We start from the raw sequence: 24,420 nt of genomic DNA, 5'->3' as shown, positions 1-24,420 counted from the left end.
CGCAGCCAACACCCCCCCCGAAGGAGCGTGCCTGAGATGAGACGCCTGTACGCGGTACTCCTCGCCCTCTGTCTGGCCCTGGCCGGCGCACTCGTCACGGCGGGCCCGGCCCAGGCCGCGCCGCAGACCATAGCCAACGGCACGCAGTTCACCGACACCAACGGCAGTCCGGTGCACGCCCACGGCGGCGGGGTCGTTAAGGTCGGCTCGTACTACTACTGGTTCGGCGAGAACCGGAACTCGGACAACACCTTCCGGTACGTGGACGCCTACCGTTCCACGGATCTGAAGAACTGGGAGTTCCGCAACCACGTCCTGACCGAGGCGAGCGACCCGGAGCTGGCGACCGCGAACATCGAGCGCCCCAAGGTCATGTACAACGCGTCCACCGGCAAGTTCGTGATGTGGATGCACAAGGAGAACGGCGTCGACTACGGCGAGGCCCGCGCGGCCGTCGCCGTGTCCGACACGGTCGACGGCAACTACGCCTGGCAGGGCAGTTTCCGGCCGCTGGGCACGCACATGTCCCGTGACATCACGGTGTTCGTCGACACGGACGGCGCCGGATACATGGTCTCTGCCGCCCGCGAGAACTACGACCTGCAGATCTACCGCCTGACGGCCGACTACACCGGTATCGCCTCTCTGGTCGCGGACCCCTGGCACGGCGGCCACCGCGAGGCCCCGGCACTCTTCAAGCGCGGCGGCGTCTACTTCATGCTGACCTCGGGCGCGACCGGCTGGAGCGCCAACCAGCAGCAGTACGCCACGGCGACCTCGATCGCGGGCCCCTGGACGGCGATGAGAGACGTCGGCGACTCGACGACGTACAACTCGCAGACCGCCTTCGTCACGACCGTGCAGGGGAGTTCGGGTACTTCCTACCTCTACATGGGTGACCGCTGGGGCAACTCCTTCGGCGGCACGGTCAACGACTCCCGTTACGTCTGGCTGCCGCTGACCTTCCCGAGTTCGACCACGATGTCCATGTCCTGGTCGCCGGAGGTCACCGTCGACACGGCCGCCGGGACCGTCGCCGGGACGAGCGCCACGTACAACTCGCTGATCGCCCGCCACTCCTCCAAGTGTGCCGACGTCACCAGCCAGTCGTTGTGGGCCGGCGCCCAGATCAAGCAGTACACCTGCAACGGCGGCACCAACCAGAAGTACTGGTTCAAGTCGGTCGGCAGTGGCTACTACCAGCTGGCGGTGCGGGGCAGCTCCCTGTGCGTACAGGAAAACGCCGACACCGTCACGCAGGAGACCTGCAACGGCTCGTCGACCGCCCAGCAGTGGTCGCTCACCACCACCGGCTCCTATGTGAACGTCAAGTCCCGCGCGAGTGGCGAGTGCCTGGACGTGAACGGCGCGTCCACCGCCGACTCCGCCGCGGTCATCACGTACACGTGCAACGGGGCCACCAACCAGCAGTGGACCAGGGGGACCTGAAAGCCACGTCGGAGGGCCTGTCAGCCCTGTTGGACCTGTCGGAGGAGCCGCGTTGAGACGCACGACGATCACCCTGCTGGCCGCCCTGACCGTCGCCTCGGCCTCGGCCTTGTCCGTCGTCCCGGCCCAGGCGCAGCCGTACGCGCAGTCGCAGTCGCAGTCGCACGGCGGTGGTCATGGCCATGGCCTGGGGCCGGGGTCGGGGATGGGCCTGGAGAACTGCACCGCGAGCGCGTGTCACTTCGGCGTTCCGCCCGGCACGTATGACGTGCGGGTGCGACTCGGCGGGGAGGCCGAGGCAAGCACCGGCATCAGCGGCGAGACCCGGCGCACCCTGCTCGCCGCCCACGACGTCCCGCTCATCGACCTCACGGCGAAGACGAAGGCCCTGGTGGAATCGCTGGGCGTCGAGGGCTCCAAGGCGCTGTACCTCTACAACGAGAAGCGCGACAACACCCACACCTCCGCGCAGGGTGCGGCGGCGTACGCGGAACTCGTCCGCGACGAACTCCTTGCCCAAAGTCTGGTGTCCGAGCGCTTGGTGAGGTGAGCTGGACGCCTGGGGCGTCCCGACCGGAACCGGGGCGCCTCAGGTGTACCTCCGCGGGGCGGCGTCCCGTACCACCGCGACGGACGCCAGCCCGACCACCGCGACGGACGGCAGCCCCGACCACCGCAACGGTCGGCAGCCCCGCCCGAGCCCCGGAACAGTTCGGCGGATGCCGAAGCGTTCCGCCCCTAGCGTGGCCGTATGACCCCCTTCGCCGCGCTCCACCACGCCGATGCCCCACTGCTGCTCCCCAACGCCTGGGACCACGCCTCGGCGGCGGGCCTGGCCGCTCAGGGCTTCGCGGCGATCGGCACGACCAGCCTGGGGGTCGCCGCGGCCGCGGGCCTGCCCGACGGTTCGGCCGCGACCCGGGACGCCTCGCTGGCGCTGGCGTTGGCGCTGGGCAACGGCCCGTTCCTCCTCTCGGTCGACGCCGAGGGCGGGTTCAGCGACGATCCGGCCGAGGTCGCCGGGGTGGCCCGCGAACTCGCCGCCGTCGGGGCGGTCGGCATCAACCTGGAGGACGGTCGCGCCGACGGCACCCTGGTCCCCGCCGAACTCCACGCGGCGAAGATCGCCGCGGTGAAGGCCGCCGTGCCGGGTCTGTTCGTGAACGCCCGCACGGACACGCACTGGCCGGCCACCCACGGGCTGAACACCCGCCGGCCGGGGAAGGGCGACGGACGTGAGACGATGCGCCGCCTCGATGTCTACCAACAGGCGGGCGCCGACGGCGTGTTCGTGCCCGGCCTGAGTGACCCGGCCCGGATCGCCGCCCTGGTGACAGCCCTCGACGTGCCCCTCAACATTCTCTACTCGCCTACGGGACCGGCCGTCCCCGCCCTCGCCGACCTGGGCGTTCGCCGGATCAGTCTCGGGTCCCTCCTCTATCGGCGTGCCCTCGGCGCGGCCCTGGAGACGGCGGCCCTGATCCGGGCGGGCCGGCCCGTCGAGGGGGTCGCGCCGACGTACGCAGAGGTACAGGAGCTGGGTCGGCCGTCGCGGCCGGCCGACCCCGGCCATGCCCCGGCCGGCCGCACATCGCCCGGCCGCTGACCGCTCGGTCGCACACCACTCGGTCACGAATCGGCCCCGCCTGTGCGGGGCATCCTGGTACCGTTGATGCTTTCGTGGGTATGAAGCTCTGTGGACTCCGACCGGCGAGGGACCAAGGATCATGGACATCCTCAGTACCACCGGTAACAAACGGCTGGCTGCGGCCGTCGTGGTGCGCAAGGGCCTCGTCCTGCTGGTGCGCCGCAGTGAGACCGAGAGGTTCCTGCCCCGCGTGTGGGGCGTGCCCTGCGGGAAGCTGGAGCCCGCTGAACGTTCCGAGGACGGCGTGCTGCGGGAGCTCAAGGAGGAAACAGGGCTTCTCGGGGAGGTCGTCCGGAAGGTCGGCGAATCGTCCTTCATGAGCGAGTACCACGGGCAAGAGACCAAGAACTGGCAGGACAACTTCCTGGTCAGGCCGCTCTCCCTGCACATCACCCTCCCCGAGCCGGACCAGGCCCACTGCTGGCTGAGCCCGGCGGAACTGCACACCGTCGACATCGACGAGTACAACCTGGACATCGTGCGCCAGGCCCTCACGAACGTCTGAAGGCCCTCACGGGCTTCTGAGCAACTCCGCCAGCGCGTCGAGTTCGCTCACGTAGTCGTCCACGTCCAGCGGCACCTTCGGTACGGTCCCCGGACGGGGCCCCGCCGCCGTGAACACGTCGGTGTGCTGCCGCCGACCGTTTCCCGTCTCCAGGAAGAGCGTCACCGTTGGCTCGGTGGCGCTGCACCACGCCCGGTGCAGGGTGTGCGCGGGCAGGGCGTAGGTGCTGCCCGCCGCGTACTCCGCGACCTGTGTGAGATGCAGCCGGGCCGGGCCCGTCGGCTCCAGCAGCCAGTCGGCCGAACCGTCCGCCAGGGACTCCTCGTAGCGGTCCGCCTCGATCCCGCCGTCACCGCGGGGCGCGTACAACTCCATCGCCAGCCGCCCCCGTACGACGGAGGAGGCGAGCGGGGAGCGGTGGTTGTGGATGTCCTCCTTGCCGATCGCGCCCCGCCCGGGATGCCACAGATGGGCGCGCAGCATGTGGTGCGGGCCGCCGTCGATGAGCAGGAGCTTGTCGAAGCCGAGTACATGGCGGTACGAGAGCCGGGCGCAGCCGTGCGGATCCCCTTCGCCGGCGGCCAGTTCGGCCATCAGCTCCAACAGACGGTCGCAGGAGCCGAGTTCGGCCACGACCGAGCGGGCCGCCAACAGCCGTTCGTGCTCGGGCAGTTCGCCGTCCAGTGACTCGGCCAGCAACCGCCGTGCCGCGAGGACCTGTCGGCCACCCATGCACGTTCCTCCCGGCTCAGCCATTCGGTTGATGGGTCGACGGTTGGTGGAACGGCGGTTGGTACGTCCATACGGCATGCGCCCGCAGTGCCGAAAGGCCCTGGTAGGTCATCCACATGGGGCGGCGCAACTCACTGGTGTCGTCGCGCACCCAGGTCCATATGCCGTCGGTCTGTCCGGCCCACACGGCGCTCGCCGCCCCGTTCAGCCGCTCGTGCCACTCCTCCTCGGCGCCGTCCTCGCGCACGACGTCGCGGGCGCCGGGGGTGAGCAGGGCGCGGACGATCCAGGATGCCGTGAAGTGCCGGACGTTCAGGACCTCGTGGCGGGACGGGTCGTCGGTGCGTGGCCTGCGTATCTCCTCACGGAGGCTGGACAGGTCCAGGCAGGCGTCGTGCGGTGCGTCCGGGCAGGCCAGCAGCCAGCGCACACCGTCCTCGCGGGCCGCACGCGCGTTGCCGCTCTCATGGCCCAGGGTGCGGGCCGCGCGGTCCAGGGCGACCACTGCCTGAGCCGTGTGCAGCGGGGACGGCGGGCCGTGGAAGGGCGTGAGCCGGTATCCCCAGCAGCGGCGGTGCCGGCGGCGGGGGTCGGTGACCGCGCCCTCGACGAGGTGGTCGCGCAGCAGCGGCAGCGCGGCCGAGTCGGGCGCCGCGCGCAGCAGACCGCGCAGCACGGTGGTCACGACATGCGTCAACTCGCGGCCCGTGCGGTCGAGTTCCGGTGTGAATCCCGCCTCGCAGTGGGCCACCTCCTCGGCGAGCCGTTCCCGCGAAGCGCCTGCCCGGGCCAGTGCGCCCAGTACGTGCGCGGTCACCTCCGGGCGGGCCTGGGAGCCCTGCGACCGCGCCGACCAGCCGCCGTCCGGGAGGCGCAGCCGCCACAGCGTGTCCACCAGGTCGCCCGCGCCGATCCGTCCTTCGGGCATCCCCAGGTCGAGCATGATGTGCAGGCCGTACGCGGTGCCCACGGAGGTGGGCCGGCCGGGGCCGCTCTCGCCGAGGGAGTGCGACCAGCCGGTGAGCAGCCCTCGCACGGGGTCGTCGACCACGCAGATCTGGTCGGCGAGGGTGCCGTACGCGGCGGAGAACAGGTCAGGGAGCGGTCGGGGGCCCGCCGGTGGCGTTCCGACTGCAGGTGACCGCGTGCTGCCCACAGGAGAGTTGCCCTCGCGCCGGGCTCGGAGCAGCGCCGCCGACAGCCAGGCCGCCGCGGCCGTGCCGAGCCCGCTCACCCCGGCGATGGCGTATCGCGCGGACTGGCCGCCGATGTTGTCCGGCAGGAGGCCCACCAGTGACTGGAACACCGTGTAGCCGGCGGCAGCGGCACCGAATCCGCCCAGCCAGCGCACGAGGCGCGCGGGCCGTGGTCCGTGCGGTACATGCGGCTCGGGATCGGGCCTGGACGGACCGCGTCGTAACTGCTGTTGGGACAAGGCCCATTCCCTCCCCCCAGGGCGGCACGCGGCACCGGCGAAGCTTCCAGTCTAAGTGGTGCGCGGGGCGTGTGGGGTGGGGAGGGGCGGGGGTGTTTCCGCCACACACGGCCGGGGGACGGGATCGTCCTGCTCGGCGGGAATCGGCGGGAATCGGTGGGGCGACCGGACCTCTACGTCCGGTCGGTGGACCGGTCGGCGGACTGCTGGTCGGCCTCGCGTCCGCCGGCGCTGACCAGCCCCGTCTCGTACGCGACGATGACGGCCTGGACACGGTCACGGAGTCCGAGCTTGGCGAGGACGCGGGAGACGTGCGTCTTGACGGTCGCCTCGGCCAGGTGGAGGCGGCCGGCGAGTTCGGCGTTGCTCAGTCCTCGGGCCAGCAGGCCGAGGACCTCCAGTTCGCGCGGGGTGAGCGAGGCGAGACCGCGGTGGAGGTCGGCGGTGTCGCTGCCGCGCTGGGCGCTGTGCCGATGTTCGGCGCCGGCAAAACGTTGCACGAGGCGGCGGGTGATGGCGGGTGCGAGGAGAGCGTCACCGGTACGGACCGTGCGGACGGCCGCGGTCAGATGCTCGGGGGTGACGTCCTTGAGGAGGAAGCCGCTGGCCCCGGCGGACAGTGCCGCGTAGACGTATTGGTCGAGGTCGAAGGTGGTCAGGATGATGACGCGGGGTGTGTCGGGGGCACCGGCGAGGATGCGGCGGGTGGCCTCCAGGCCGTCCATCTCGGGCATCCGGACGTCCATCAGGACCACGTCGGGACGGGTACGGCGGACCGCCTCGACTGCTTCGGTTCCGTTGGTCGCCTCGGCGACGACGTCGATGCCGTCGGCGCCGAGGATCAACCGGAAGCCGGTGCGGACCAGGGTCTGGTCATCGGCGACGAGCACCCGCAGCGGCTCGGTCACGGTGTCTCCAACGATGTCTCCAACGATGCCCCCAAGGGGATCTGGGCCTCCACACGGTAGCCGCCGGTCAGGCGCCGGCCGGTGTTCAGGGTTCCGTCGTGGACGGCGAGGCGTTCGCGAAGGCCGATCAGGCCCCGGCCGCTTCCGGCGACCCCGATCCGGCCCCCGACCCCGATCCCGCCCCCGACCCGGCCCCCGCCCGGGTGTCCACCGGTGTCGGTGACTTCCACCCGGAGCCGTTCCGGGCCGTATTCGACGGTCACGGAGGCGGAGGCGCCGGACGTGTGCTTCACGGTGTTGGTCAGGGCTTCCTGGACCACGCGGTAGGCGGCGAGTTCGAGGCCGGGAGGGAGGGGGCGGGGCGGTCCCGTCACGGTCAGGTCGACGGACAGTCCGGTGTCGCGGACCCGTCCGACCAGCGATTCCAGCTGGTCCAGGCCGGGTTGCGGGGTCAGCGCCGTCGCCGTATCGGCCAGGCCCGCCGCACCTCCGTCCGTCCTTTCACTCTCCTCGCTTCCGTCGGCCATGGTGAGCAGCCCCATGACGTGGCGCAGCTCGGTCATGGCTGCCCGCCCGCCCGCCTCGACGGCGAGCAGCGCCTCGCCGGCCTGCTCGGGAGAGGTTTTCATGATCTTGCGGGCGGCACCCGCCTGGATGATCATCACGCTGACGTTGTGCGTGACGACGTCGTGCAGTTCGCGGGCGATCCTGGCCCGCTCGTGCTCGACGGCCCGGCGCAGCGCTTCGGCCTGCTCGTGTTCCAGGGCGGAGAGTTGAGTGCGGCCTTCGTCGGTTCGGAGTTTCCAGGTACGCAGGCCGACGGCGGCCACGGCCATCGGGACCAGGATCAGCAGGGCGATGTATTGGTTGGGGACGATCGGGGTCACCGAGTTCCCCGAGGTGCCGACCAGGACGACCGACACCGGTAGCACCGCCAGGGTCGCCAGCCGGTACGGGCTGTACACGGCGGCGCTGTAGACGGCGATGATGTACGCGTAGAAGGTCAGCCGCGAGACGCTCTGCGGAGTCGCCAGTGCTGCGGCCGTCACGACGCACAGCACGGCGAGCGGGTAGCGACGGCGCAGCGCCAGGGCACCCGAGGCGATGACCGCGAGGGTCACCATGAAGGCCAGGCCACCGGGGCCGGACGGGCGTGGCGCGAGGACCTCCACGCCGGGTGAGATCTCACGCACCACGACGTTGCCGGCGTTGTCGATGCCGTAGTAGACGGTGGTGAGGGCGAGTGCCAGTGCCACCAGCGTGTCGAACTGCCGGGCGCGCTGGGTGGGCCGCAGCGGTGGACCGCTCAGCAGCCCGGTGCCGCGGACCGTCAGGCGGGCGGCCTGCCGCAGCCGCTCCAGCGTCGTACGTACGTCGATCACCGGTTCATTGTCGCCGCCGCGGGGGTCCGGGGAGTCCGTCCCAGTGGTCATTCCCGCCGCACCGGATACATCACACGCCTACATCGCAGGGATGACGTTTCCGAAGATCGTCCCAGCGCGGTACCGCATGGGGTCCGGGCGGGCGACGCGTGCGGGCCGGGCCCGCACCTAGCGTTCACGCAGCCAACTGCCCGTACCCGAGGAGCCTTTCATGACCATGCCGGTGATCGAACTGCGCGAGGTGAGCCGCCGATACGACGACGGCCCGCCCGCTCTGCACGAGGCGTCGCTGACCGTGCAGCCCGGTGAGGCCGTCGCGATCCTCGGCCCTTCCGGCAGCGGCAAGTCCACGCTGCTCAATCTGATCGCGGGCCTGGACCGGCCCGACACGGGGACCGTCACCGTGGCCGGGGTGCGGGTGGACCAGCTGGGCGAAGCCGGATCGGCGCTCTACCGGCGGTCGAAGATCGGCATGATCTTCCAGTTCTTCAACCTGCTCGACGATCTGACCGTCACCGACAATGTCGTTCTGCCCGCGCGGCTCGCGGGCATGGCACGTGGCGAGGCGGACCGCCGGACGGCGGAACTCCTGGAACTGCTGGGCATCGACCGGCACGCCGGCGCCTACCCGGGGCGGCTGTCCGGCGGCGAGCGGCAACGTGTCGCGGTGGCCCGGGCGTTGATCAACCGGCCGGCGCTGCTGCTGGCCGACGAACCGACCGGTGCCCTGGACACGGCCGCCGGACAGGACGTCAGCAGGCTGCTCAGCGGCCTCAACGCCGAGGGTCAGACCATCGTCGTGGTCACTCACGACATGGCTCTGGCCCGGTCCTGCACGAACCGTACGGTCAGGATCGCCGACGGCCGGATCACCGAAGACACCCGGTCACAGGCCGTCGCCTCGGAGCCCGCCGCCTCGGGGTCCGCCGCCTCGGAGTCCGTCCGATGAGCGCGCTCGGCAAGGTGGTGCACTCGGGGGTGAGACGACGCCGGGTGCAGACGCTGGTGATCGGGCTCGCCACGATGATGGCGGTGGCCGCGTCCGTCCTCGGCGGATCGCTGCTCGTGCTGTCCGGCGCGCCCTTCGACGACGCCTTCGCCAAGCAGCACGGCGCGCATCTGTCCGTGCAGTTCGACGCGGGCAAGGTGAGTGCCGGGCAGCTGTCGAAGTCCAAGAAGGCCGAAGGGGTGAGCGGTGCGGCCGGGCCGTTCCGTACGGCGACGGTCGTCCCACGGTCGGACGGGCCGGGCTCCGGGTGGCCGATGAGCGTGGTCGGCCGGGGCGATCCCGGCCGGGACGTGGACGAGGTGGCACTGCTCGACGGGCGGTGGCCCACGCGCTCCGGCGAGGTCGTACTGTCCGCCAACTCCTCGCTTCTCCCGACCATGGGTATGAAGATCACCTTCCCCGATCTGTCCGGCGGTCCGACCCTCACGGTGGTCGGTGCGGCCCGATCGGTCACGCAGACCGCTGACGCCTGGGTGGTGCCGTCCCAGATGCCGGCGCTCACCGCGCCCCGCGGCGGCGGTTACCAGATGCTCTACCGCTTCACCGACGCGGGCACCGCCGCGCAGATCGCCGCGGGCGGCAAGGCCGTGACGGAATCCCTGCCGCGGGGAACGGCCGTCGGCGAACAGCCGTGGCTCACCGTCAAGAAGACCGACGAGCGCGACACCGCTCTCTACGTCCCGTTCCTCATGGCGTTCGGCGCCCTCGGCCTGGTCATGTCGGTGCTCATCGTCGGCAACGTCGTCGCGTCGGCCGTCGGCACGGGAACGCGCCGCATCGGCATCCTCAAGGCCGTCGGCTTCACCCCGGCCCAGGTGGTGCGGGCCTACGTGGGCCAGGCGCTGATCCCGGCCGCCGTCGGCACTGCCCTCGGTGTCCTCGCCGGCCACCTGCTCGCGGTCCCCGTACTGGCCGAGGCGGGGGAGGTCTACGGCACCTCGTCCCTGGCCGTCGCCCCCTGGGTCGACCTGGCAGTGATCGCCGGGGTGCTCGGCCTCGTGGCGGCGACCGCGTGGGCGAGTGCCTGGCGGGCCGGCCGGCTGCGTACGGTCGACGCGCTCGCCGTCGGGCGTACCGCTTCGGCGGGGCGCGGCCGGTGGGCGGCTCGCCTGGCCGGACGGCTGCCGTTGCCGCAGCCGGTCGCCCTGGGCCTGGCCCGGCCCTTCGCCCGGCCCGCCCGCGCGCTGGCCATGGGCACAGCGATCCTGTTCGGCACCATCGCCGTCACGTTCACCGTGGGGATGAGCGCCTCGCTCGGCCAGGTGATGAAGGCCAAGGCCCACGACGTCGCCGATGTCGTCGTGCCCGCCCCCTTGCCGGACTTCGGCCCCCAAGGCCCCCAAGGCCCCCAGGACCCTCAAGGCGCACAAGGCTCCCAAAACGCCCAAGACCCTCAAGATGCTCAAGACCCCCAAGACCCTGGCCCGGAGAAGCGGCTCAAGGCCGATCCGGCCGCAGTCGCCGCGGCCGTCGAGGCCGCCACCGGAACCGGGAAGTACTACAGCGCCGCGACGGTACGGGCGACCGTGTCCGGCCTGACCGGCACCGTCGACGTGATCGCCTTCACCGGCGACGCGGCCTGGGGCGGCTACACGATGGTCTCGGGCCGCTGGATCGACAGGCCCGGCGAGGCCGTGGTCCCGACCCCCTTCCTGGCCGCCACCGGCACCCACATGGGCGACACCGTCACCCTGAACGGCCTATCCGAACCGGTCACGGTACGGATCGTCGGCGAGGTGCTCGACCCCCGTAACGACGGCATGCAGGTCTTCACTGACGCCTCGACCCTCACGGGCGCACACCCCGACCTGACGGACACGAGCCATCACATCGCGGTCACGTCGGGCACCGACGTCACCGGTTACGTCGACACGCTGAACAGGGACCTGGCACCGCTGGGGGCCACCGCTCGGGCCGGCGGACTCGACGCCGGCGGCGACATGGTCGTCACGCTCAACGCACTGTCCGCGACCCTCACGCTGATGCTCGTCGCCGTCGCCGCGCTCGGCGTGCTGAACGGCGTACTGCTCGACACCCGCGAGCGCGTCCGGGAGATCGGAGTCCACAAGGCGCTCGGCATGACGCCCCGGCAGACCGTCGCGATGGTTCTCACCTCGGTCGCCGTGACCGGACTGGTCGCGGGCGCGCTGGGCGTGCCGCTCGGCGTGGCCCTGCACGGCTGGGTCTTGCCCGCGATGGGCGACAGCGTGGGGCTCCGCCTCCCCGGTTCCGTCATCGCCGTCTACCACGCGGCCGAACTGCTCCCGCTCGCACTCGGCGGCCTGCTCATCGCCGCCCTGGGTGCGCTCCTGCCCGCCGGCTGGGCCGCCAGGGCCCGAACCGCCACGGCCCTGCACACCGAATAGGAACCACCGGGTCACGGGTCTCGCATGCGCCGCGGTGGTGTGCGCCCCGCTCCTCGCCGGATGCGGTGACGGCGGTGACAGCGGTGAAAAGCAGTCGGTGTCCGCCACCGCCTCCGGCGTGGTCGCCCCCTCCTCGGCGTCCTCGACGGGTGCGCTGACTGAAGACCAGCGCGAACGCAAGGCGCTCCTCCCTGACGACAAGACCGGTTACCGCGAGGCCGCGCGCATCGCGACCGGTGAGGTGCCGGGCGGAACGCTCACCAAGATCGAACTCAAGCGCGATGCCGCCGGGAAGGCCGTGTGGGAGAGCACCGTGGCCGAGAAGGACGGCGCAGAGCACGAGGTGAACGTGGACGCTGCCTCCGGCAAGGTCGTGCAGTCCCGCACGGAGTCCGACCAGGACGCGGACGACAAACGCAAGCTCAGCGACCGGCTCTCGGACGCGAAGATCTCTTCGCAGCAGGCGGTCAAGAAGGCCACAGCAGAGGAGACGAAGGGCACGGTCACCTCCGTCGAACTGGACGACACCGACGACGACACCGACGACGACACCACGATCTGGTCCGTGGACCTCGTCACGACCGAAGACTGGAACAAGACCACCTACGACGTCGACGCCACCAACGGCAAGATCCTCCGCACCCACGTCGACCGCGACTGACCCACCGTGTCGCCGCGGCAGCGGCGCCTGCAGTGTCGTACGAAGCGAGTGGGAACAGCTCACCCGTGAGAAGTAATCGCACCTCTCTGACGAGGGACGGAGGAGCAAAAGGGGGACAGAGCCGCGGTGCCGGTGGATTGACTGGGTGCTCCTTGACGACCCGCCGGCAGAGGGGCATCTGGCATGACCGGACAACCGCAGGACCAGACCCAGCAGACGCAATCGCAGTCCCAGCAGACACCTTGGAATCCGTTCGTCACCCTGGAACATGTCGGCCTGCTCGCGCTGGGGGCCGTCGATCTCGCGCTCGACCAGGTACGTCAGGCGGCAGACCGGGGTCAGGGTGCGGCGAACCGTTCCGATCTGCGTGAACTGGTCGCGGACGGGGTGAATGACCTGAAGGTGCGCGGGGAGCTCGCGTCGCAGCGGGTCGCCGCCGCGGAGAGCGAGAACTACCTGGAGCTGATGGCCCGCCGGTCCATCGAGCGGAACGTACGTACCGTGCACGCCGCACAGCCCGAAATGCCGGTGCCGCCTCATGCATGACGATCTGGCGTTCCGGCGGCGCATCGACGCGTACCTGCACCGGCTGGCCGACGAGGAGGAGGCCGAGCTGGTGCGGCTCTCCGCTGAACTCGCGCCGCTGTGCGCGCAGTTGCGCAGCTCACTGACCCGGGGCAAGCGGATACGCGCCGCCTTCCTGTACTGGGGCTGGCGGGCCGCGGGCCAGCCGGACTGCGACGGGGTGATCAGGGCGGCCGCCGCCATGGAGCTGGTGCACGCCGCTGCCTGCACGCACGACGACATCATCGACGACAGCCGCCTGCGGCACGGAGTGCCCACCGCCCACGTCGCCTTCGCCGAGGGCGGCGCGCGCCGGTGGGGGACCGGAAACCCGCACCCCGATTCCGTACGGCACGACTCAGCAGGGCGCGATCCCGCAGTGCACGATCCCGTACGGCAGGAGAAGTCCGCCGCGCTCGCCATGATGCTCGGTGACCTGCTGATGGGCTACGCGGCCCAGGTCTTCGCCACCTGCGGGCTGCCGGGCGCGTACGTGGCCCGGACCGTGCCCCTGTGGTCGACCCTGCTGCGGGAGACCGTCGCGGGCGAGTTCCTGGAGGTACTGCGCACCGGCAGCGACGCGCCCGAGGTCGCGGAATCGCTGGAGGTGGCCCGCTACAAGACCGCCAAGTACACGGTGGAGCGGCCCCTGCACATGGGTGCCACCCTCGGCGGCGCTTCCCGGCAGGTGATGGAGGCCTTCACCGCGTACGGGCTGCCGCTCGGCGAGGCCTTCCAGCTCCGCGACGACCTGATCGGGACCTTCGGCGACCCCGCCGATACCGGCAAGTCGAACCTGGACGACCTGCGGGACCGCAAACCCACCGCGCTGCTCGCCACGACCCTCTCCCTGCTGACCCCCACCGCACGTCGACTGCTGGAGAAGACGCTCGACAACCCCGCACTGGGCGAGTCCGAGGCGGCACTGGTCCGGCAGCTGATGGACGAGTGCGGGGCACGCCGGCGCATCGAGGAAATGATCTCGGAGCGGATGTCGACGGCCCGCGGCGCGCTGGATTCCGTGGCGCTGCCGCTCGAAGCGCGCGCGGCGCTGGTCGAGTTGGCCTCCTCGGCGGCCGACCGGACGCTGTGAACCAGCTCCGTTCCGGCCCTCGCTCCCGCCCTCGCTCCCGCCCTCGCTCCGGCCCCATCTCCGGCCCGCCCCACCCCCCCCGCCTCACCCCCATGCCAGTCCCCGCACCAGTCACCGCACCGACCAGAGGAGCACGCCGTGACGACCGAGACCCGGAATCACTACTGCGACGCGACGCTCGACGAGCTGCGCAACCAGGGCGACCCCCTCGCCGACGAGACCGTTGCCGCCATGTTCGAGCGCGGGGAGGTACAGGACTTCAACACCCTCATGCGTTTCTTCAGTACCGCGGGACACAAACTCCCGGAAGGCCTGCCGAAGTCGGCGGTCTCGTTCCTGGAGGCCACGGGCATGCCGCCGAAGTGGGTGGACTGGGAGATCATGGAGCGCGCCCGGCTCTTCTTCATGGACAACGCCGCGCACATCAACACGGGACTGTCCTTCGCCGCGATGCCCGCCACCTACGCGGTGCCGCGTGTCGCCAGGCTGCTGGCCTCGACGCACTCGATGGACTACCCGTCACGCCGGATGGCGAACACCGGCCAGTTCGTCACGTACCTGATGCAGACCAACGCCTTCGAGGAGGGCAGCAAGTTCATCCCGGCGGCCCAGAAGGTCCGGCTGCTGCACGCGGCCGTACGCCATCACCTCACCAAGACAGGGCGCTGGGACATCGAGAAGGACGGTGTCCCGCTCTGCCAGGAGGACATGATCGGCGGCCAGATCTGCTTCTCCATCCTCGTCCTGGACGCCATGCACCGGCTCGGCATCCACATGAGCGACGAGGGAGCGGAGGCCTACTACTACGCGTGGCGGGTCGTCGGTTCCATCCTCGGCTGCGACATGGAGGCCGCCCCCGACAACCTGACCGAGGCCCGCGCGTTCGCCGACCTCTACCTCGCCCGCAACCTCGGCCCCTCCGAGGACGGCGTCCGACTGAACAACCAACTGATGCGGATGTACGAGGACGTGGTCCCCGGCACCTTCTTCGACCCCATCGTCCCGGCAACCATCCGCTTCCTCGTCGGCCCCACCATCGCCGACTGGCTCCAGATTCCCCGCAGCCCCTGGGACACCGCCGCCAAGGCCGTACCCGTCGTGCTCGGCATGCTGGAGTCCGTGGAGGACAGCGGCCCGCTCGGTGAATGGGCCCTGGACAAGGCGGGCAGCCTGCTCACCACCTTCGAACTGAGCTCGCTCACCCGTGGGAGGGTCATGCAGTACGCGATCCCGGAGGAGCTCAAAGGCGAGTACGGCGTACGCTCGCAGGCGGCGCGCACCCATCGGTGGGTGCCCCCGGCTCCGACGCCGGCCGTGCCGTAGCCCTCGTCGACGGGCCCGGGCCACAGTTGCCCGCGGCCCCTTGAGGGGTGCTCCGCTCTACGGGGTGCTCTCGTCGCGGGGCCAGTGTTCCAGTGTCACGTGCAGAGCGGTGACGGCCCGGGTCCAGGATGTCTGTACGTCACGGGATGCGGAGAAGGCGCCCGTGGCCTCCAGTGCGCAGTACCCGTGAAAGGTGCTGCGCAGCAGACGTACCGCGTCGGTGAGGTCGGGTTCGGCGAGGCCGTACGCACGCAGCATCCCGTACGTGACCTCGGCGGTACGTGCGAAAGCGGGTGCCGTGGCCGCGAGGCTCTGGTCGATGCGGGTCTGGGTGGCCGCGTACCGGCCGGGGTGCTCCAGGGCGTACTCCCGGTAGGCGTCGGCGAAGGCGGCCAGGGCGTCCCGGCCGGCGCGTCCGGCCACCGCCGCGGCGATCCCGTCGATCATCTCGCCGCCCGCGAGGAACGCGATCCTGGTCCGCAGGTCGTGCAGGTTCCTGACATGCGAGTACAGGCTCGCGTCCTTCACCCCGAACCGTCTGGCCAGCGCGGACAGCGAGACGTTCTCGAAGCCGACCTCGTCCGCGAGGTCGGCGGCGGCCGCGACGACCCGGTCGGTCGTGAGCCCGGCACGGGCCATGATCAAAGATCCCTTCCTAGGTGATCCCTAGGGTATCCGTGCCGGGATCGGCCGATCGGACTGCCATTCGGCTCAGTCGACCGGCGCGTACAGCACTCCCAGTTTGTCGATCTCCGTGCCGGCGCGGCCGGTGAAGCCGACGATCTGCCAGCCCGCAGGGGCCGTATAGGTCACGGCGTCCGACGTGGCCGAACCGGACGACAGCGTGCGGGACTTGTCCGTGGTGAAAGCCGCCGAGAAGATCCGCGTCCGGCCGTCCTTCTGGCCCTGCGTGAGCTTCACCGAGGTGAGGTGTTCGCCTGTGGCGAGGGTGAGGGAGGCGGCCGTGCCTCCCGTACCGCCGTGGGTCAGGGACGTACCGCCGTCGAGTGTCAGCGACACCGCGTCCAGGCGGGAGCCGCCGCGGAGCGTCAGCGTGCGGGGCGAGGGCGTGGCCGGGAGGTCGTCCGCGTCGTTGAAGGCCGTGCCGTGCGGGCCGCCGATGACGTCGCTCGCCCGGAGCTTCGAGGGCAGGGCCCAGGAGAAGTCGACGGTGTGCGGGAAGTGGTCGGAGAGGTTGCCGCCGGCCGAGTCCAGGAACTTGGCCCACTCGTTGGCGTACCGGGTGGCCGAGAGGTTCACCAGGTCGCTGCCGCGGTAGAGGATCTTGTCGACCACCTCGCAGGAGTTCGTCGGCGCCGTGGTGGGACAGACGATCGCGTCGCTGCCCTGCGCAGGGGCGCTCCCGCCGCGGACCAGCTGGACCCATGCGTCGGTCAGGCCGTTCTCGCTCGCGAGGGTGCGGATGTTGTCGCCCGCGCGTGTGTAACGGGTGTTGGTGTCACCCATGACGATCACCGCGTTGCCCGCCGAGTTCGCCTGGACGAAGTCCGAGAGCTGCTCGACGTTGGCGCGCCGGGCGGCGAGGGCGTCGTCCGTGTCGTCGGCGTTCGTGTGTACGTTGTAGAGGTCGACGAAGACGCCCTCCGCGAGCCGGACCCGGGCCAGCGAAAAACCCTTCGGCGTAAGGCAGTTGGTGCCGGTGCAGTCGTTCCACCGCACCCGCTCGAAGTCCTCGAAGGCGTAGTCCGAAAGGGTGTTCAGGCCGTCGCCGAAGGGCACACCGCCGCTGGTCGCCGTACGGTACGGGTGGTCGTCGCCCGCGTACAGCGCCGCGTGGTAGTTGAAGTCCTCCTGGGCGTTCACGATGTCGTACGCGCCGAGCCGCGGGGAGATCAGCGGAGTGTTCGTCGCCGGGTTGCCGGAGCTCAGCCCCTCGGGGAGACCCGCGACGTTGTACGTGAGGACGTTGAAGGTGCCGGAGGTGGGGGCGGCGGCAGCCGCTTGAGCGGGGGCCGTGGCGGAGCTGGTGAGCCCGGCGAGGGCCAGCGCGCCGGCCATCAGGGTGCCGATGAGTCTTCTCATGGTGGGGGATGCCTCCAGGCAGCAGAGAAAACGACATGATGAGGAAGTCAACCAGTCTGGTCTACAGGGACAGTTGGGGGAACAGTGGAAGCAGAGGCGAGCCGCCGTGCCGGAGTCGCCCGGAGATCACTCCCGCGTTGTCCGGCGTTCATGTCTCACATCGAGTCTCCATAGCGCGCGACCGCACCGGCGGCGCCGGACAACAGGAGGCCGACATGGGGCACGGACACAGTCATGGGCATGGGCATGGACACCACCACGGTCACGACCACGGCCATGACCACGACGGCGCCCCGCTCCCCGCGGCCTTCGACACCTCCGTACCCGACGAGGCCCTGACCCCCGAGCAGCAGTCGCGCCGTTCCATGCTGCGCCGCGCGGGCCTGCTCGGCGCGGGTCTGGCCACGGTGGGAGCGTTCGGCGCGGTGGCGAGCGGGACGGCCGCCGCACAGACGCCGGCCGGCGCCCGGACCTCGTCCGGCGGCCGCAAGGGCAAGGGTTTCCTCTGGCTGGCCGGTGACCACCACATCCACACGCAGTACAGCAGCGACGGCAAGTACCGCGTCGTCGACCAGGTCCGGCAGGGCGCCAGGCACGGCATGGACTGGCTGGTCATCACGGACCACGGCAGCGTGGCGCACGCCAAGATCGGCGTGGACAAGGTCAACCCGGACATCAGGGCGGCCCGCGACGCGTACGAGGACACCCTCGTCTTCCAGGGTCTCGAATGGAACATCCCGGGCGCCGAGCACGGCACGGTCTTCGTGCACCCCGGCAAGAACGAGGTGTCCGTCCTCAAGCAGTTCGAGACCGACTACGACGGCAGCGTGAAGAACGCCTCCGACTCGACGCCCGCCAACGAGGCGCTCGCCGTCGCGGGTCTCGCGTTCCTCGGCGAGCAGGTCCAGCGCCGCAAGGTCAAGGACGCACTGATGCTCGCCAACCATCCGGCGCGGCGCGGTGTCGACTCGCCGCACGAGATCCGTGCCTGGCGCGACGCGACCTCCGCGAGCCACCAGATAGCCGTCGGCTTCGAGGGCGCCCCCGGCCACCAGGCCGCCGGCCTCCCCGCGCCGCTCGGCATGGGCCGGGCGCGCGGCATCTACGACAACAACCCGAGCGCCAACTCCTTCCCCGGCTACCCGCCGGAGAGTTACCGCACCTGGGGCGGCTTCGACTGGATGACCGCCACGGTCGGCGGCCTCTGGGACAGCCTGCTCGCCGAGGGCAAGGCCTGGTGGATCAGCGCCAACTCCGACTCGCACCAGGTCTACGCGGACACCGCCGCGCGTGGCGGCGGCGACTTCAACACCGACGGCCGGTACCAGGACCCGGTGTACAACGGTCGGATCGACATCACCCAGGGCGACTTCTGGCCCGGCCAGTACAGCAGGACCCACGTCGGCGCCGGGGACTTCTCGTACGCCGCCGTGATGGACGGCATCCGCGCCGGGCGCGTGTGGGTCGACCACGGTCAGCTCATCAGCGGCCTCGATGTCCGGGTCTCCGGCGGCAGTCGCTGGGCCACGCTCGGCGGCGCGCTGCACGTCAAGAAGGGCACGAACGTCACGCTGACCGTGGACATCGCACTCGCCCAGGACGCCAACTGGGCGGGCTTCGTCCCCAAGTTGGCCCGCGTGGACGTCATCCAGGGCGATGTCACCGGCCCGGCCGCCGACAAGGACACGCTCACCGCGCCGACCACGAAGGTCGTTAAGTCGTACGAGGTCGACAAGTCCAGCGGCACGGCCCGGATCACGTACTCCCTCGGTCGCGTCGACGGCCCGCTGTACCTCCGCTTGCGCGGCTCCGACGGCAACCGGTCCGCCGTCGGCGCGCGGGGTGCGGCGGTCGACCCAGCGGGCCCCGCCATCGACGTCGTCGGTGACGCCGACCCGTGGAAGGACCTGTGGTTCTACTCGAACCCGGTGTGGGTCCTGCCCGCGTGAACCACCCGCCCTACGTCAGCACGGTCGACGCCTACGTGCGTGAGCTGCGCGCGGCCGACCACCTGCTGCTGTCGCTGGCAGCCGAACTCGCCGCCCCTGAGGGCACGTTCGGCTGCACGCACCTGGTGCGCGGAGAGCGGCCGCGAGTCGTACTGTCCTTCGCGACGACCTCCGAGGAGACCGCACGACGCCTTGCGGCCAAGGGGTACGAGGTGACGGCCGGCGCACCCGACGAGGTGGGCCGGGCCGTCGTGTACCCGGGGGCGGCCGAACTGACCGGCACGGTCACGGTCGCGGAGCTGCGGTCCCGCTCCGCGATCAGCCGGGTCGTAGTGCTGGGCGCGCCCGGCGAACCCCCGCCGGAGCAGGCCGTGGTGACGAGGGATCACGTACGTCCGCAGTGGCAGGACGGCGCGCTGGTCCTGACCCTGATGCCGGCCGTGGGTGGTGTGCTGGTCCCGTTCGAGGTACCGGACCCTACGCCGTGCTGCGCGGACCACTGACTGGCCCGGCGAGGTTGGCCCAGGGCGCCGGGGGAGGGGTGAGCCGGCACCACGGTGCGGCTGTTCCGGTCGGGAGGTGGCTTGCGTTCCAGCCAGTCGTGGCGGAGTTCCTTGCCAGGGAGGGTGTCGCCGAAGCCTGCGAGCAGTCAGGCCGAGGATCCACTGTCGATGACCAGGTCGGTGCCTACTACCGCGCCGGCCGCGGGCGAGGCGAGGTAGAGCACCCCGGCCGCCACTTCTTCGGCCTCCGCGACCCGGCCGAGCGGGTTTTCTGTCTTGATCCGCTCGGCACGGTCGGCCTCGGTCTCGCCGGGCCGCAGCGACATGGGAGCGGCGGAGGCGCCGGGGCTGACCGCGTTGATGCGGATGCCCTGGTGGATGTGGTCGAGAGCGGCGGCGCGGGTCAGCGCGGAGACCGCTGCCTTCGAGGTGATGTACGCGGCGATGTTCGGGATCCGCAGGTGTGCGCCCAGGTTGGAGGAAATATTGATGATGGCGCCGCCGCCGTTCTCCTTCATGTGCGCGATCTCGTGTTTCATGGCCAGCCAGACGCCGGTGACGTTGGTTCGCAGCACCGCGTCCCAGTCCTCCTCGCTCACGTCGCCGACGGGTACGGTGCCGCGGAGTATCCCGGCGTTGTTGACCGCGATGTCCAGTCCGCCGAAGTGGGTGACACTTTCGCGTACGAGGTCCTGGAGGCGGCCGGAGTCGGTGACATCGGCGGTGACGGAGACGGCCGTGCCGTCGGCGGCCTCGATGAGGCCGACCGTTTCGTCCAGGGAGTCCGCGGTGCGTCCCGCGGCGACCACGGATGCGCCCTCGGCGGCGAAGGCGAGCGCGATCGCGCGGCCGAGGCCGGAGCCTGCGCCGGTGACGAGGACGGTCTTGCCGGTGAAGCGGTTCATTTCGGTGACTCCCTTGAGTGATGGATTACTTGGTGCGGTGGTTCAGGAGGGCGAGCCCGGCCGCGCCCGTGCCCAGCCCGGCGGCCGTGACGGCTCCGGCCCGTACCGGCCGATGAGCGGGCCTGCCGCCAGGCCCGATGCCGGCAGCGGTACGGCGATCGCGGCGAGCGTGAAGATCGGCGTGGTCTGGACGCTGCCGAGGAGGACGAAGGCGCATCGGTGCCGGGTGGGTGGTGCCGGGTGGTGGCGACGCGGGCGACGATGGCGGCGTCTGTGGCAGTCATGTCGCCTCCTGATATTTGACTGATCGGTCTATTATCTGGGCGCGCTGAAGGGAGCCCTGTGGCTCCGGTGGGTGTGATTCAGTCCAGCAGGGCCAGGGCCTGCTCGGCCGCGTCGCGCACCCGGGCGGGATCGTTCGACGCCTTGCCGACGATCCGTACGCCCTGCAGCAGGACGAGCAGCATGCGGGCCAGCGCGCGCGGATCGCGGTCCTCGGGAAGCTCGCCCTGGGCCTGGGCCCGAATGAGCGCGGAGTGCAGTGGGGTCTCGATGTGCTCCCAGCTGATCTCGACCCGGCGGGCCGCCGCAGGGTCGTGCGGGGCCAACTCGGCTGCGGTGTTGGTGACGAAGCAGCCGTTCAGCCGCCCTTCCGGGGAGGCGGCCTCCGCGGCGAAGCGGCGCACCACCGCCCGCACCGTAGGCAGTGCGGGGCCCGGCTGGGACAGCTCGGCCAGGAGGAACGGGTCGCGCATCTCGGCGTACCGGTCCATGGCCTTCAGGTACAGATCATGCTTGCTGCCAAAGGTCGCGTAGATGCTGGCGCGGCCGATGCCGAGGTGCTCGATGAGGTCCGTCACCGACGTCGCTTCGTAGCCGCGCCGCCAGAACAGCTCAAGGGCCGACTGCAGCACGGCGTCCGGATCGAATTCCTTGGTCCTGGCCACGTCGAAGACCTTAGGTGCATCTAGAACGTTCGGTCAAATAACCGGTCCGGTTTCGGGGCGACGAGAGTGTCGCCGACGCGAACGGCGGCGAGTGTACGAAGTCGTGGGGGTGGAGGTCCCGATGTCAGGCGGATCGCAGCCTCGGGGGGCAAGTGCATGGAGTTTCCAATGATTGGATTATCCATGTAGTTTGGTGGTCATGGATGATCGGCAGCTGACCGAAGAACTTCATGACTCCCTGTTCGCGATCCGCACCCAGGTGCATGGCGAGCTCAAGGAGCTGGCCCGGGAAGCGGGGCTGACTGACACTCAGACCGATGCGCTGTGGAGGCTGAGCCGTGGGCAGGAGATGACCGCGCGCCGTCTGGCGGACCTCCTGCAGTGCGATGCCTCCACCGCCACGTCGATGATCGACCGGCTGGAGAAGCGCGGCCTGGTCCGGCGTGTGGCCCACCCCACCGACCGTCGCGTGAAAGTCATTCAGCTCACCGCCGAGGGATGCGCGCTGCGCGATCGCGTCATCCAGCACACCACCGAGCACTCGCCCTTCGCGCACCTCGACCACGAGAGCAGGCTGCGCCTGCACACGCTCCTCCGCGAGGCGATCGACGGCCGCCGCCCGGATGGTGAGGCCACCGGCGTGGAGGACTCCGTGCAAGTCGAGGACTCCACGAAGGCCAAGGACTCCGTGAAAAAGGAACAGCAATGATCAACAAGACCGCGGTCATCACGGGCGGAGCCTCCGGCCTGGGTCTGGTGACGGCACGTCACCTGATCAAGGCCGGTCAGAACGTCGTCCTCGTCGGCCGGGACGCGACACGCACCCGGGCCGCCGCCGACAGCCTGCGCGGTCTGTCCCCTGCGGGCAGTGACGCGGCACCGCCGAAGACGTACACCGCTGACCTGGAACAGTGGTCGCAGGTACGGGCGCTGGCAGCGGAACTGGCCTCCGACAACCACCCGGTGGGCGTCCTCATCAACAACGCGGGGGCGGCGTTCCCCCGGTACGAGCAGACGCCGGATGGTGTGGAACGCACCTACGCGCTCAATCACCACGCCCCGTTCCTGCTCACCCACGCCCTCCTGGCCGAAGGAGCCCTCACCCCCGAAGCGCGGATCATCAACATGTCCTCGTTCGTGGAGAAGCGCGGCAAGCTCAACGCCGCCAATCCGGATGTCGCGGGAACATCGTGGAACAAGCGCTTCTACCACCAGATGAACGTCTACGCGACGAGCAAGCTCGTCAGCCTCCTGGCCGCGCGAGAACTCGCACACCGCCTGCCCGACGGCATGAGCCTCTTCAACGCCAATCCCGGCATGGTCAAGGGCACCGCGATGCACAGCAACGCCGGCGGCGTGATGCGGCTGACCGCCCCACTGTTCCGTCCGTTCGCCATCACTCCGGACGAAGGTGTGCAGACCCCGGTCTGGCTCGCCAGTACCTCGCCCGCACCGCGCCCCAGCGGCGGCTTCTTCAGCGGATCTCAGCCGGACACCCCTTCGCGCCTGGCCCTGAACGACGCTCTCGCCCGCACCGTCTACACCAAGACCGCAGCTCTCCTCGGAGTGGAGCCCTTCACGAGGTAGAGCGGCGAGACGGTCAACAACCCGCCCCTGACCGTGCTGCGCGACGACTGGCGCAACATCCTGCGCATCATCGCCCTGCGCGTCGTCGAGTCCTGCGCGTACTGCCTGACGGCCACCTACGTCCTGTCGTACATCACCGACCGCGACTCGGACGACTGCGGGGGACGCCCCGTGGACCACCACGCCGAGCTCTACCCGCTGGCGCCCGGGGAGTGGGGATCGTGCGCCACCGGCGCGGTCTCGGCCCGCGGGCTCAGGCGAGGGCGGCGACCAGCAGGGCGAAGGCGGCGACGATGACGGCGACGCGGACGTAGTGCCAGCGGTCCCAACGCGTCATCTGCTCCTTCCAGTCCTCGGGCCGGTTCTCGGGGGTCCACGTCTTGACCCGGTTGTTGATCGGGACGAGCAGCAGGATCGACATGATCACGCTCACGATCAGCAGCGCGCCGGCGGTGACGACGAGGCCGGTGCCGTCGTGGTGCCATCCGGCGATGGCCCAGACCGCGACGAGGACGAGTGAGCCGATGTACCAGATCGGCATTACGGCGCCGCCCCTCCGGCCCCCGTCGGCGCGGGCGAGTTGGCCGGCGTCCTCGGGGAGTGCGTTGATCATCGGGTTGGTGAAGAAGGGGACGGAGAACTCCACCCCCACCATCACGCCGACGACCACGGTGGTGATGACCTGGAGTGCGCTGAGCATGCTGATCCTCCCGTTTCTAGCGTTGCTAGCTTACGAGGCAACGCTAATACTGCCGCCGCTCCCTTGTCTAGCGGTGCTAGCATCGAATCATGTCGGTTCAGGAACGCAAGGAGCGCGAACGGGCGGTCCGCGAGCGCCTCATCGTGGCGACGGCTCGCGAACTCGCCGAGCAGCAGGGATGGGACTCGGTCACCACGCGTCGGCTCGCCGAGCGCATCGAGTACAGCCAACCCGTCCTCTACAGCCACTTCCGCGGCAAGCGCGAGATCATCGGCGCCGTCGCCCTCGAGGGAGCCGCCGAGATGGCCGCAGCGCTGCGGGCCGCGACCTCCGCCGTGGACGACCCGCGCGCCCGTGTCACCGCCCTTGCCCACGCCTACCTCGACTTTGCCGCGAGCAACCCGGCGGTCTACGACGCGCTGTTCCAGCTCGACGGCGGCCTGGCATTCGCGCAGGAGGACACCCCCGAACTGCTGAAGGACGCCTTCGCCGCCCTGCTGGAGAGTCTCGAAGAGGTCGCCGGGGGCGGCGTCCACCCCGGCGTTTTCACCGAGGTGTTCTGGGCGTCCCTGCACGGCCTCGCGACCCTGACCCGGTCGGGCCGGCTGCCACCGGAGTACGCCGAGCGCAGGGTGGAGCTGCTGGTGGACCGGCTCGCCATGGTCTGACACACCGCCCCGCGGCGACACCGCGCTCGCAGGCAAACCACCC

General features: G+C 70.5%; 25 protein-coding genes. 16 read left to right on the top strand and 9 right to left on the bottom strand.

Annotation, left to right across the window (positions count from 1 at the left end; translation table 11 throughout):
* Nucleotides 1-36: 36 nt before the first annotated feature.
* From AB0D14_RS25325 to AB0D14_RS25310, 4 genes are all read left to right on the top strand, one after another.
* Nucleotides 37-1,449, top strand: a complete 1,413-nt coding sequence (locus AB0D14_RS25325; protein ID WP_362782939.1) for an RICIN domain-containing protein — start codon at nt 37-39, stop codon at nt 1,447-1,449.
* Nucleotides 1,450-1,501: 52 nt separating this feature from the next.
* Nucleotides 1,502-1,999: a hypothetical protein gene (locus AB0D14_RS25320; protein ID WP_362782937.1), complete on the top strand. Its 498-nt coding sequence runs from the start codon at nt 1,502-1,504 to the stop codon at nt 1,997-1,999.
* A 201-nt stretch (nt 2,000-2,200) separates the two neighbouring features.
* Nucleotides 2,201-3,055, top strand: coding sequence for an isocitrate lyase/phosphoenolpyruvate mutase family protein (locus tag AB0D14_RS25315; protein WP_362782935.1), 855 nt, complete (start codon nt 2,201-2,203; stop codon nt 3,053-3,055).
* Nucleotides 3,056-3,176: 121 nt separating this feature from the next.
* Nucleotides 3,177-3,602: an NUDIX hydrolase gene (locus AB0D14_RS25310; RefSeq protein WP_362782932.1), complete on the top strand. Its 426-nt coding sequence runs from the start codon at nt 3,177-3,179 to the stop codon at nt 3,600-3,602.
* A gap of 6 nt (nt 3,603-3,608) precedes the next feature.
* Here the strand turns inward: AB0D14_RS25310 and AB0D14_RS25305 are convergent, their stop codons facing one another.
* The 4 genes from AB0D14_RS25305 to AB0D14_RS25290 form a co-directional block, all read right to left on the bottom strand.
* On the bottom strand, nt 3,609-4,334 hold the full coding sequence (locus AB0D14_RS25305) for a hypothetical protein (protein WP_362782929.1): 726 nt from the start codon (nt 4,332-4,334) through the stop codon (nt 3,609-3,611).
* Nucleotides 4,335-4,350: 16 nt separating this feature from the next.
* Entirely contained in the window at nt 4,351-5,769 is a 1,419-nt protein-coding gene (locus tag AB0D14_RS25300) for a hypothetical protein (RefSeq protein WP_362782926.1), read from the bottom strand.
* Nucleotides 5,770-5,942: 173 nt separating this feature from the next.
* The gene (locus AB0D14_RS25295; protein ID WP_362782923.1) at nt 5,943-6,677 is read right to left on the bottom strand and encodes a response regulator transcription factor; all 735 of its coding nucleotides are present in this window, start codon (nt 6,675-6,677) and stop codon (nt 5,943-5,945) included.
* Complete coding sequence (locus tag AB0D14_RS25290) at nt 6,674-8,110, bottom strand: histidine kinase (protein ID WP_362782920.1); 1,437 nt, start codon at nt 8,108-8,110, stop codon at nt 6,674-6,676. The genes AB0D14_RS25295 and AB0D14_RS25290 overlap by 4 nt, the downstream gene beginning before the upstream one ends.
* A gap of 160 nt (nt 8,111-8,270) precedes the next feature.
* Here AB0D14_RS25290 and AB0D14_RS25285 point away from each other — a divergent pair, with 160 nt between their 5' ends.
* The 6 genes from AB0D14_RS25285 to AB0D14_RS25260 all read left to right on the top strand — a co-directional run bounded on the left by AB0D14_RS25285 (nt 8,271) and on the right by AB0D14_RS25260 (nt 15,075).
* Complete coding sequence (locus AB0D14_RS25285) at nt 8,271-9,008, top strand: ABC transporter ATP-binding protein (protein ID WP_362782917.1); 738 nt, start codon at nt 8,271-8,273, stop codon at nt 9,006-9,008.
* Nucleotides 9,005-11,434, top strand: a complete 2,430-nt coding sequence (locus tag AB0D14_RS25280) for an FtsX-like permease family protein (RefSeq protein ID WP_362782914.1) — start codon at nt 9,005-9,007, stop codon at nt 11,432-11,434. The genes AB0D14_RS25285 and AB0D14_RS25280 overlap by 4 nt, the downstream gene beginning before the upstream one ends.
* 34 nt (nt 11,435-11,468) lie before the next feature.
* Nucleotides 11,469-12,095: a PepSY domain-containing protein gene (locus tag AB0D14_RS25275; protein WP_362782911.1), complete on the top strand. Its 627-nt coding sequence runs from the start codon at nt 11,469-11,471 to the stop codon at nt 12,093-12,095.
* Between the two features lie 183 nt (nt 12,096-12,278).
* On the top strand, nt 12,279-12,641 hold the full coding sequence (locus AB0D14_RS25270) for a hypothetical protein (protein WP_362782909.1): 363 nt from the start codon (nt 12,279-12,281) through the stop codon (nt 12,639-12,641).
* A complete protein-coding gene (locus tag AB0D14_RS25265; protein WP_362782906.1) occupies nt 12,634-13,752 on the top strand; it encodes a polyprenyl synthetase family protein in 1,119 nt (372 codons plus the stop codon). Before AB0D14_RS25270 ends, AB0D14_RS25265 begins: the two co-directional genes overlap by 8 nt.
* Before the next feature lie 138 nt (nt 13,753-13,890).
* Nucleotides 13,891-15,075 (top strand): oxygenase MpaB family protein, encoded by a 1,185-nt coding sequence (locus tag AB0D14_RS25260; protein ID WP_362782903.1) that lies wholly within the window; start codon nt 13,891-13,893, stop codon nt 15,073-15,075.
* Nucleotides 15,076-15,132: 57 nt separating this feature from the next.
* Here the strand turns inward: AB0D14_RS25260 and AB0D14_RS25255 are convergent, their stop codons facing one another.
* Nucleotides 15,133-15,714, bottom strand: coding sequence for a TetR-like C-terminal domain-containing protein (locus tag AB0D14_RS25255; protein ID WP_362782901.1), 582 nt, complete (start codon nt 15,712-15,714; stop codon nt 15,133-15,135).
* A gap of 72 nt (nt 15,715-15,786) precedes the next feature.
* Nucleotides 15,787-17,118 (bottom strand): jacalin-like lectin, encoded by a 1,332-nt coding sequence (locus AB0D14_RS25250; protein ID WP_362782898.1) that lies wholly within the window; start codon nt 17,116-17,118, stop codon nt 15,787-15,789.
* Between the two features lie 215 nt (nt 17,119-17,333).
* Here AB0D14_RS25250 and AB0D14_RS25245 point away from each other — a divergent pair, with 215 nt between their 5' ends.
* Both AB0D14_RS25245 and AB0D14_RS25240 read left to right on the top strand, forming a co-directional pair.
* The gene (locus AB0D14_RS25245) at nt 17,334-19,067 is read left to right on the top strand and encodes a PHP domain-containing protein (RefSeq protein WP_362782895.1); all 1,734 of its coding nucleotides are present in this window, start codon (nt 17,334-17,336) and stop codon (nt 19,065-19,067) included.
* Nucleotides 19,064-19,570 carry a hypothetical protein gene (locus AB0D14_RS25240; RefSeq protein ID WP_362782893.1) on the top strand — a complete coding sequence of 169 codons (507 nt, stop codon included), beginning with the start codon at nt 19,064-19,066 and terminating at the stop codon, nt 19,568-19,570. Before AB0D14_RS25245 ends, AB0D14_RS25240 begins: the two co-directional genes overlap by 4 nt.
* Nucleotides 19,571-19,716: 146 nt before the next feature.
* Here the strand turns inward: AB0D14_RS25240 and AB0D14_RS25235 are convergent, their stop codons facing one another.
* Entirely contained in the window at nt 19,717-20,475 is a 759-nt protein-coding gene (locus AB0D14_RS25235; protein ID WP_362782890.1) for an SDR family oxidoreductase, read from the bottom strand.
* A gap of 362 nt (nt 20,476-20,837) precedes the next feature.
* Complete coding sequence (locus AB0D14_RS25230) at nt 20,838-21,422, bottom strand: TetR/AcrR family transcriptional regulator (RefSeq protein WP_362782887.1); 585 nt, start codon at nt 21,420-21,422, stop codon at nt 20,838-20,840.
* A gap of 199 nt (nt 21,423-21,621) precedes the next feature.
* Between AB0D14_RS25230 and AB0D14_RS25225 the strand changes: the two genes are divergently transcribed.
* From AB0D14_RS25225 to AB0D14_RS25215, 3 genes are read left to right on the top strand one after another with little or no spacing between them, the layout of a single operon-like run.
* Nucleotides 21,622-22,131, top strand: coding sequence for a MarR family transcriptional regulator (locus AB0D14_RS25225; RefSeq protein WP_362782884.1), 510 nt, complete (start codon nt 21,622-21,624; stop codon nt 22,129-22,131).
* On the top strand, nt 22,128-23,009 hold the full coding sequence (locus tag AB0D14_RS25220; RefSeq protein WP_362782881.1) for an SDR family NAD(P)-dependent oxidoreductase: 882 nt from the start codon (nt 22,128-22,130) through the stop codon (nt 23,007-23,009). The genes AB0D14_RS25225 and AB0D14_RS25220 overlap by 4 nt, the downstream gene beginning before the upstream one ends.
* Nucleotides 23,010-23,042: 33 nt before the next feature.
* A complete protein-coding gene (locus AB0D14_RS25215; protein WP_362782878.1) occupies nt 23,043-23,306 on the top strand; it encodes a hypothetical protein in 264 nt (87 codons plus the stop codon).
* Here the strand turns inward: AB0D14_RS25215 and AB0D14_RS25210 are convergent.
* Nucleotides 23,263-23,709, bottom strand: a complete 447-nt coding sequence (locus tag AB0D14_RS25210; RefSeq protein WP_362782875.1) for a DUF1772 domain-containing protein — start codon at nt 23,707-23,709, stop codon at nt 23,263-23,265. The genes AB0D14_RS25215 and AB0D14_RS25210 overlap by 44 nt on opposite strands.
* Before the next feature lie 89 nt (nt 23,710-23,798).
* Here AB0D14_RS25210 and AB0D14_RS25205 point away from each other — a divergent pair, with 89 nt between their 5' ends.
* Nucleotides 23,799-24,377, top strand: a complete 579-nt coding sequence (locus AB0D14_RS25205; RefSeq protein WP_362782873.1) for a TetR/AcrR family transcriptional regulator — start codon at nt 23,799-23,801, stop codon at nt 24,375-24,377.
* The last annotated feature ends 43 nt before the right edge of the window (nt 24,378-24,420 follow it).

The sequence above is a fragment of the Streptomyces sp. NPDC048484 genome, assembly GCF_040651415.1.
Lineage (GTDB): Bacteria > Actinomycetota > Actinomycetes > Streptomycetales > Streptomycetaceae > Streptomyces.
This window is presented reverse-complemented; position numbering and strand designations above follow the sequence as displayed.